The sequence below is a fragment of the Sulfuriferula sp. genome, from assembly GCF_054605375.1.
The window spans coordinates 1-8,847 of record NZ_JBTSEG010000053.1 but is presented as its reverse complement, the minus strand read 5'-3'; the positions used below and the strand labels follow the sequence as shown (position 1 = coordinate 8,847).

The window sequence follows — 8,847 nt, the reverse complement described above, 5'->3', positions numbered from 1 at the left end:
CTTTTACAATCGGACGCGTCGGCATCAGCATCTGGCTGGCGTCAGCCCCGAGCAGTTCGAGGCAGCGGCACAGCTGTAGAGATTTAGGGATCATCTGATCAATTGCCGCCTTGCAACCATTGCACGCGATTGAGCGCATCACGCGCCCAAACGCACGCTTTGCTTGGTCAAACACGTTGCTTCTCGTGCCGCAGTCGCCCCTTGGGGCCGCTGCGGACGCACGATCCCTACATTGCTTGCAACAACGCCCTGCGTGCCATCGATAGATTCACCAGCGCGAACAGCGTCGTCACTTGTGCAGCATTCTTCGCCAGGCCCTTGTAGCGCACCTTCACGTAACCGAACTGCCGCTTGAGCACCCGGAACGGATGTTCCACCGCGGCGCGAATCGAGGCCTTGGCATGTTCCAACTGCGCGGTGATCTCGCGCAGCTTCGGATCCTCAATCGCCTTGACCACGCTGCGCTTGGAGGCGATCCAGAATGTCCGGCCGCACTTGGGCGCCCGCTTCTGCGCGCCGGCGTAGCCGGCATCGCAGAAAACGTGCCGCTCCTTGCCGTGCAGCAGGTTCGGCACCTCGGTCACGTCCGCGACGTTTGCCGCCGTGCTGGTCACGTGGTGCACCTGACCCGTGACCTCATCCACACCGATGTGCGCCTTCATGCCGAAGTACCACTGGTTGCCCTTCTTCGTCTGGTGCATCTCGGCATCACGCGCATGGTCCCGGCTCTTGGTCGAGGACGGCGCGTGGATGATCGTGGCATCCACGATCGTGCCGGACCGCAGCAACAAGCCCTGCTGCGTCAGATGGGCACTCACCGCCGCCAGCACCTTCGGCGCCAAGTCGTGCGTCTCCAGCAGGCGCCTGGTCGGCGACAATGACCTTGGCCGGTCGACGACAACTAACTTGGCCGGTTGAAGGCCTTCACCGGGAAGGTCCGGGAGGCGGGGTTACTGTGAGCATTTCGATGACAGATCGAAGGCGAGCGGCATGCCCGGCAAGAAGATTACGGACCATCAAGTGCGCAAATACAAAGACCATCGCAAGGCGCTGACGCAGGTCGCTGCGGCAGCCAAGACGGGCATCAGCGAGCGCAGCGCGCGACGCATCGAGGACACGGACGGCTTGCCGTCGCAACACGGGGCACGAGGCTGGCGCACCCGCGAGGATCCGCTGCGTGGGGTTTGGGCAAGCGAGGTCATGCCCTTGCTGCACAACGACGCGGCGCTGAACGCGGTGACGCTGCTCGAAGAACTTCAGCGCCGGCACCCAGGCGATTACGACGGCAGCGTGCTGCGCACGTTGCAGCGGCGGATACGCCAGTGGCGGGCCCAGCACGGAGCCGAGCGTGACGTGTACTTCGCGCAGGAACACCCGCCGGGCCGCTTGGGCTTGTCAGACTTCACGGTGTGCGACGAACTCGGGGTGGAGATCACGGGCGAAGCGTTTGTCCACCGCCTGTACCAATTCACGCTCGCGCACTCGGGCTGGCGACATGTCGAGGTGGTCGTCGGGGGGGAGAGCTTCATGGCGCTGTCCAGCGGCCTGCAGGGCGCGCTGTGGCGCCTGGGCGGGGTGCCTGAGGAGCACCGTACCGACAGCCTGTCGGCGGCGTTCAACAACCTGGCTGAGCAAGAGACGCTGACGCGCCGTTATGAGGATCTGTGCCGCCATTACGGCATGCGCGCCAGCCGCTGCAATCCAGGCCAGTCGCACGAGAACGGTTCGATCGAATCGCGCAATGACTCGCTCAAGACGGCACTCGACCAGGCTCTGCGCCTGCGTGGTAGCCGGACCTTCGACGAACGCGCCGGGTACGAGGCGTTCGTCGACCTGATCGTGCAGCGCTTCAACGCGCGCGTGGCCAAGCCCCTGGGGGTCGAGCGCCCGATGCTCAGGACGCTGCCTGCGCGCCGCACGGCCGAGTATGAGGAACTGCCCGCACGCGTGAGCAAGTACGCGATCTTCACCGTCAAGGGCGCGCAGTACAGCGCCCCCAGTCAGCTCATTGGTCATCGACTGATGGTGCGCCAATACGCGCAGCACATTGAATGCTGGCTGGGAGGGCAGTGCGTGCTGCGGCGAGATCGCGCAACGCAGCGTGATGGCCATGTTCACGCGCGCGATATCGACTACCGACATCTGGTGGCGGCGTTGCAGCGCAAGCCTGGTGCCTTCGCACGTTGGGTCTTGCGCGACGCTGTGTTCCCGCGGGCCGTGTATCGGCAGACCTGGGAGCGGCTGGCCGCGGCACGGCCCGAGCGCGAGGCGTGCAAGACGATGGTCGGGCTGCTTGCGCTGGCGGCCGACGGGCACGAGGCGCAATTGGCCGTCGAACTCGAACAGCTCATCGAGCTTGAGCAGTTGCCCGATCTGCTGGCGCTCAAGCAATTGCTGGCCCCGCCCAAGGGTGACATCCCCAACGTCCTCGTGGTGCTGCCGTCGCTGCAGGCTTATGACGCGCTCATCGAGGTGGCGCTGTGAGTGGCGCCGTGGTCAGCGCCGGCGGCCGGCTGGAGATGATGTTGGGCGACCTGAGGTTGCCCACGATCAAACGCCTTGCCGCCGATGTGTGCGCGCAGTCCGACCGCGAGGGCTGGCCTGGACACCGGCTGCTGGAGGCCCTGCTGGAACACGAACTGGCCGAGCGCGAGGCCAGGCGAATCGACCGCCATCGTCACGAGTCCGGCCTGAGTCCTGACAAGCGCTTGTCAAGCTTTGACTTCGCCGCCGTGCCCAGCGTCTCAAAGGCGCAGGTCACCGCGTTGGCCGAGGCCACCGAATGGATCGAGCGTGGCGCCAACGTCCTTCTGTTCGGACCGCCGGGCGTGGGCAAGAGCCACCTGGTGTGCGCCCTCGGTCATGCCCTGATCGACGCCGGCCGACGCGTGCTGTTCACGCGCTGCAGCGACCTCGTGCAGCGACTGCAAGCCGCACGCCGCGACCTGCGTTTGCCGCAAGAACTCGCCAAGCTCGATCGGTTTGATTTGCTGATTCTGGACGATCTCAGCTACGTCAGGCGTGACCAATCGGAAACCTCGGTGCTGTTCGAGCTCATCGCCGAGCGCTATGAGCACAAGAGCTTGGCCATCACCGCCAATACGCCCTTCTCGCAATGGGGTGACGTGTTCGTCGAGCCGGCCATGACCTTGGCCGCCGTCGACCGACTCGTGCACCACGCGACGATCCTTGAAATGAACGTGGAGAGCTACCGGCGTCGGGCCGCGCAGCAGGGGCTCGCCCCTGCTGCGCGAAAGACCCGCTGACCATCCATCACGACGCAATCATCCCCCGCCTCCGACCGGCCAGGATAGTTGTCGTCGACCGGCCAAGATAGTTGACGCCGCCCAGGCGCCGGAAGTTCAGGATCGTCGTCTCGTCCGGCACGCTGCCGCGGGTCAGCGACAGCCCCGCGAACCGGCGCAGCGGTGCCACTTCGTACAGCGCCTCTTCCATCGCCGGATCGCTGTAGCCAAACCAGTTCTGCATCAAGTGCACGCGCAGCATGGTCTGCAATGGATAGGGCTGGCGCCCGCGCCCCGCCTTGGGATACACCGGCTCGATCAGCGCCAGCAGCGCCGACCACGGCACCACGATCTCCATCTCCGCCAGAAACACGTCGCGCCGCGTTGCCTTGCGGTACTGCTCGAAACCCGCGTTGTGCTGCATCGCCAGGTTCATCTGCTTCGGCGTCATCGGCTACGATCCATCATCAGGTCATGCTTCGACCGCAGGGCAAAATCAGAGAGTAAAAAGAGACTTCCTCGTCCTATCGTAAGCGTGCGGCCACCGCACCTGTTGTTTGACGGTCTGGCTGTTGCACGCTCGCGCCTGGCTTTCGGATGCGGGCGTGGCGATGACGAGTGGGGCGCAGAAACGGGTGTTGTGGCAGCACCGGTTGGCGGATCTGGAAGCGAGCGGGATGACGCAGGCGGCGTACTGTGCGGCGCGAGAAGCGGCATGTTTGACCACATGCAAAGCGTGCGTTTGGGCGCGTGATGCGCTCAATTGCGTGCAATGGTTGCAAGGCGGCGATTGATCAGATGATCCTTAGGGGCAGGCAACCCCGACTGCCGTGGGCCTGTGGGTAGAGGCCAATTCACCGAATTCGATCACGCGACTGAAGAGAGAGTCGTACTTAATGTCACCATGCATAACAACAATCAATATACGATTGCCGCAGAAGTTGAAAATTGCATCCATAACCGCATCTCTACTTCCAATGTCTACACCTGCTAATGGTTCGTCGAAGATATAAACATCGGCAGATTTCGCGATCGTGGTTAAAATGTGCGCTTTTCTTCTTTCGCCGATCGAAAGGTCGCGAAACTCTTTGTCGAGGCAGTCATTCAGTAGTAGGCGTGCTGCAGCGCTATTCGTAACGGCCCAGTCATTTCCATTAATTACCTTCAATAAATCACGTAATCTTCCTGGAACAAACTCATCCGGGCCAATAGAAGCACTAATCCGCTCCAAACGTGGCAAAGAGGAGGAGCCATCGCTAGCCGTAATAAAACCACAAATCATATTAAGAAGCGTGGTCTTTCCAATTCCATTAGGACCACGGATTAGCAACGAAGTCCTCAGGGGGACCTGTATATTGAGTCTTTCGAAGACAAGCGATCCGCCGTATGAATAACTCACATTTGACAAACTTACCTCTTCGGCAGAAATTTCTCTCCCACGATTTTCATCTCGGGCAAGTTCGTTGGCGAATGAATTGCAACGATTATACGCCGTGATAGCTCGTGAATATTCCGGCGCGATTGAAAAGAAGGAGGTGACAGAGTTCACTACTTTCCAATACGCTGAAATAAACCCCATCATTGAGCCAATAGTCAATCTCCCAATTGCAACTTGGGTACCAATGGTAACCAGAACGATGAGCTCAGCGATTGTGAGAGACGAACTGCTCAATAGCTGAATTTTTGCGTATCGCTTTGTGAATTTAATGTTGCTATCTAGTACATTAACAAAAGCTTTAGAGCTTTGATCTAAAGCGTAGTTATGCAATCCAAAAATTTTGATGTCTTTGACCGCCGCAACAACGCGGGTCATAGTTCCCCTCAAGCCAGACTCTGTCTCCGTAAGGCGTGCAGCCAAGTCGGACATTTTATGTGAGTAGAATCTAGTCGCAACGTAGACAGCGGGTACCAGGACCGCCAATATTACCGCAACGTACGGAGATAGCAGCAAGCAAACGATTGATGCGCCAACGAAGCTAATTATCGCAGCGATGGCCGTGAGATAAACCTGTACAAGTCCAGCGGCTTGTTTTGACTCATCGTATACCCGGGATGTGTTGTATGCAGCATCACGGTTTGCAGCGTTCGAGGGCGCACTTGTTAGGAACGCGCTAAGTGACTGGTGCGTGAGATCTGCAAGAAGTTTGTTTTGGAGTTTTTGAACTATTACATCTATCCAGTAATTCAGTAGCCGAGTAACTAATGCTATCGCGAGCATAATTGCTATCAGAATGCCAAACAACCATAAATTCTTTTGCAAGAGGTAATTGAGCGAAAATTTCAAAAAGAGTGGATCCGCCACAGCCGTGCTCAGCGCTGATGCGGCGGTCATAGTGGTGATGAGCGCAACGCTTAGCGGCGATTTGCGAAATAGATCTACAATGTTTTTATTGACGATGGCCATGATGACTGCCTTCGTTGCCATGTCCTCGGGATTCAACGATACAGAGCCGCGCATTCGACAGTCAAGCTAGAACCCTGTCGGAAGCGCGTACCACGGAAACTCGGTTTAGCTCATCACTTGACCTGATTCGCCCTGATCCTCAGCCCGTTGTCGCGTGTTTGCGACAGCGCCGGGTGACGATGACTTCCTCTGTACCATAGAGTGCCTATATCAGTCAGCATATCGATCACGTCGCTGGTCAGGAGCAGCGGCCACGCGACCGCTCTCGCATGCGCCCACGGCATCATTACTCCCCTCGCAATGCATGTATCGGCTGCACCCGAGCCGCGCGCCATGCTGGCAGTAGGCAGGGCGCAAGGCCAGCGATGACAAGCATCACGCAGGCACTGATCAGTGCCACCGGGTCGAAGGTGTTGGTGCGGTCCACCAGCGCCGTAAGCTGCTGCACAAGCAATCCCGAAACGCCCAGAACGATGGTAACGCCGATGACAAGCCCAAACATGATCTGCCGCAGTTCACCAAGCAGCACCAACCAGAACAGGCGCGTCGGATTTGCCCCCAGAGCCATGCGCACGCCGAACTCGCGTTCGCGCGCAGTCACCGATACGGCCGTTACCGCATATATACCGGCCACCGCTAGCAACAGTGCCAGCGCTGCAAACACGCCGACAAGCAGTAGGGTTGTGCGTGTGCTGGCCGTGGTCGAACGCACGACATCCTGCATGGTTCGAAAATTGGAGATCGGCTGGTTGGGCGCTACTTCGGTCATCGCCGCGCGCACAGCTCTACGCCAATGGTTTGGGTCACCGTGTCCACGCAAAGCGAATCGCACGGGACTGAATCCGAGAAAGGCGCTTAGGATTTGGTCAGGCATCTGGGACAGAGGCAAATAGAGGATTTCAGGCGCCGGCCGCAGTGGCCCAAACTGCCGAGTGTTGCCGACGATCCCGACAATGCGCACGGACCGCATATGCCCGGGAATTCCATACTCGAGCATCTGACCCAGTGCGTGGCCTCCGTAGTTGTACTCGGCGAATTTGCGGTTGACTACCGCCACTGGCTCACTACCGCGCACATCGTCAGGCGTAAATCCGCGCCCGCGTAGCAAAGGGATATCGAACAGTTTGAAGAAGCCGCCACCAACCCCGCGAAATTGTGTGCTGAACAATTTTCCCCGGTATTTCCGCACGGGTAGATTGAACTGACCACCTGTTGGCAGATTGGTAGTAGTCACTGCCGCTGTTACGCCAGGAATCTCCCTGAATCGGCGTTTCAGTTGTTGCAGCAGCAGATTGATCGACTGTGCATCGGGATAGTCCGCACGCACTGGCGTGAGGTCGAAAGTAAGAATGTGCGAATCGGAAAATCCGAGCGGCGTGCGCTCGGCTCTGTACAATCCATGCAACAGTAATCCCGTGCCACATAAAAGCACGGTCGCCAGCAGCATCTGCGACACCACAAGCACGCGTACCAGCCGGCCGCCGCGGCGGCCCAGCCCACTGCGCCCACCCTCGCGCAGTTCATCGTTGGCGGCGCTCGCAATGCTGCGCCAGAAGCTCAGCGCTGCAGCGAGCACGCCGACGGCAATGGAAACGACTAGCGCCAGCAACCATATCCACGCCGGCATGTGCAGACCGCCACCAGGTAACAAGTCTGCGGACATAACACCTTGCAAGAAATTTAGAGCCAACCATGCCAGTCCCGTACCCACTAGCGCACCAATTGCACTGATCAACAGGCCCTCCGCCAGAGCCGGCAGTGCCAATCGGAGCGGCGGGGCCCCCAAGGCGCCTCGCACCGCGCTGTCGTGTGCACGCGACTGCGCCCGCAACAGCATCAAATTGACCAGATTCACAAGCGCTGTTAGCAGCACGAACAGCGCGCAAGCCATGAACAGCGACAAGGCAGCGCGCGCATCTGCGGTTTGCCATGCCGTAATCGTCTGCAGAACGAAGGTTGCGTGCAGCCAGTAATTGGTGGCGCTGGAACCAGCCATGGTGGCATACATGGTGTGCATCCGCGCGTTCACTTCTGCAGCTACCGCTTGCTGGCTTGCTCCGTTGGCTAGGCGCGCCACGGCAATGTAGTTGGTGTCGGCAGCGGTGCTGTTGGGTGAGAGTTCCAGAGGTAGCACCACGTCGCTACTGAAATTCAGGGCATTGAAACTTTTCGGGAGCACGCCGACGACGGTGTAGGTACTGCCCCCCACCAACAACGTTTGGCCGAGTACCTTTGGATCGCTATCGTACTGACGATGCCAGAAACCGTAGCCGAGCAGGACCACATGCGGGCCGTTCGGATGATCTTCCTGGGTCGTAAAATTGCGGCCCAAGGCCGGCTGCAGGCCCAAAGTCGGCAGCAGCTCGCGATTCATGTAAGCGGCCGATACCACCTCGGCATGACCGCCGTCAGCTATGTTCACGGACGGTCCTGCAAATACCAATCCTATCGACTTAACGCCTGCCAACTGCACCATGTGCTGGTATTGCAACGGCGATACGGCGTTTACCTGTCCGTTCTCAAGTGGCCCGACTACCATTACGCGTGATGCAGCTGGGATGGGCAATGGTTGCATCAGCACTTGGTCGATCAACGTGAACACGGCAACGCTGGCGCCTATACCCAGCGCCAATACGCCGGAGGCGAGCAGCAGAAAGCTTGGCTTGCGCAGGCTGGCGCGCCAGGATTGCCAGAGTTCGCGCAGCAGCACCCCCGCATTCATGGCTGCGTGCCCGGGTCGAGATCGACCATGGCCTCGAGGCGTGCTTCGTCCTCGCGGGTGAGGCGCTGGAAGCTGTCCTCATCGACGATGCGGCCATCGAACAGGCGCACGCTGCGCTGCGCCGACGCGGCGTAGCGCGCGTCGTGGGTGACCATGCAGATGGTCGAGCCCTTGCGGTGCAGCTCGGTGAGCAGTTGCATCACCGCGTCGCCGTTGCGCGAGTCGAGGTTGCCGGTGGGCTCATCGGCCAGCAGGATCGCAGGCTGGCCGACCAGCGCGCGCGCCACCGCCACGCGCTGCTGCTGGCCGCCGGAAAGCTGCGAAGGGTAGTGGCGCAGGCGGTGCGCCATGCCGACTTGCTCCAGCGCTTCCTGCACGCGGCGGCGGCGCTCGGCGCGGCCGATGCCGCTGCGGTAGGTCAGCGGCAGCTCGACGTTTTCCTCGACGGTGAGTTCGCCGATCAGGTTGAATGCCTG

7 protein-coding genes and 1 pseudogene are annotated in these 8,847 nt (G+C 60.0%); 3 read left to right on the top strand and 5 right to left on the bottom strand.

Features of this window, described 5'->3' with window-relative positions:
- Positions 1-227 precede the first annotated feature (227 nt).
- Positions 228-878, bottom strand: a complete 651-nt coding sequence (locus ACYCZJ_RS16095; protein WP_461555240.1) for an IS5 family transposase — start codon at positions 876-878, stop codon at positions 228-230.
- A gap of 112 nt (positions 879-990) precedes the next feature.
- On the opposite strand from ACYCZJ_RS16095, the gene istA reads away from it, so the two are divergent.
- On the top strand, positions 991-2,484 hold the full coding sequence (gene istA, locus ACYCZJ_RS16090; RefSeq protein WP_461555239.1) for an IS21 family transposase: 1,494 nt from the start codon (positions 991-993) through the stop codon (positions 2,482-2,484).
- Positions 2,481-3,266 carry an IS21-like element helper ATPase IstB gene (istB, locus tag ACYCZJ_RS16085; RefSeq protein ID WP_461555238.1) on the top strand — a complete coding sequence of 262 codons (786 nt, stop codon included), beginning with the start codon at positions 2,481-2,483 and terminating at the stop codon, positions 3,264-3,266. Before istA ends, istB begins: the two co-directional genes overlap by 4 nt.
- Before the next feature lie 82 nt (positions 3,267-3,348).
- Here istB and ACYCZJ_RS16080 read toward each other — a convergent pair.
- Positions 3,349-3,696 (bottom strand): annotated as a pseudogene (locus ACYCZJ_RS16080) (transposase); the annotation flags it as partial.
- A gap of 84 nt (positions 3,697-3,780) precedes the next feature.
- Here ACYCZJ_RS16080 and ACYCZJ_RS16075 point away from each other — a divergent pair.
- Positions 3,781-3,999 carry a hypothetical protein gene (locus ACYCZJ_RS16075; RefSeq protein ID WP_461555237.1) on the top strand — a complete coding sequence of 73 codons (219 nt, stop codon included), beginning with the start codon at positions 3,781-3,783 and terminating at the stop codon, positions 3,997-3,999.
- Between the two features lie 51 nt (positions 4,000-4,050).
- Here the strand turns inward: ACYCZJ_RS16075 and ACYCZJ_RS16070 are convergent, their stop codons facing one another.
- The 3 genes from ACYCZJ_RS16070 to ACYCZJ_RS16060 form a co-directional block, all read right to left on the bottom strand.
- The gene (locus ACYCZJ_RS16070; RefSeq protein WP_461555236.1) at positions 4,051-5,649 is read right to left on the bottom strand and encodes an ABC transporter transmembrane domain-containing protein; all 1,599 of its coding nucleotides are present in this window, start codon (positions 5,647-5,649) and stop codon (positions 4,051-4,053) included.
- 286 nt (positions 5,650-5,935) lie between these two features.
- Positions 5,936-8,371 carry an ADOP family duplicated permease gene (locus ACYCZJ_RS16065; protein ID WP_461555235.1) on the bottom strand — a complete coding sequence of 812 codons (2,436 nt, stop codon included), beginning with the start codon at positions 8,369-8,371 and terminating at the stop codon, positions 5,936-5,938.
- Positions 8,368-8,847: ABC transporter ATP-binding protein (locus ACYCZJ_RS16060; protein WP_461555234.1), on the bottom strand; the 480-nt coding region annotated here is incomplete at its 5' end. The genes ACYCZJ_RS16060 and ACYCZJ_RS16065, both read right to left, overlap by 4 nt.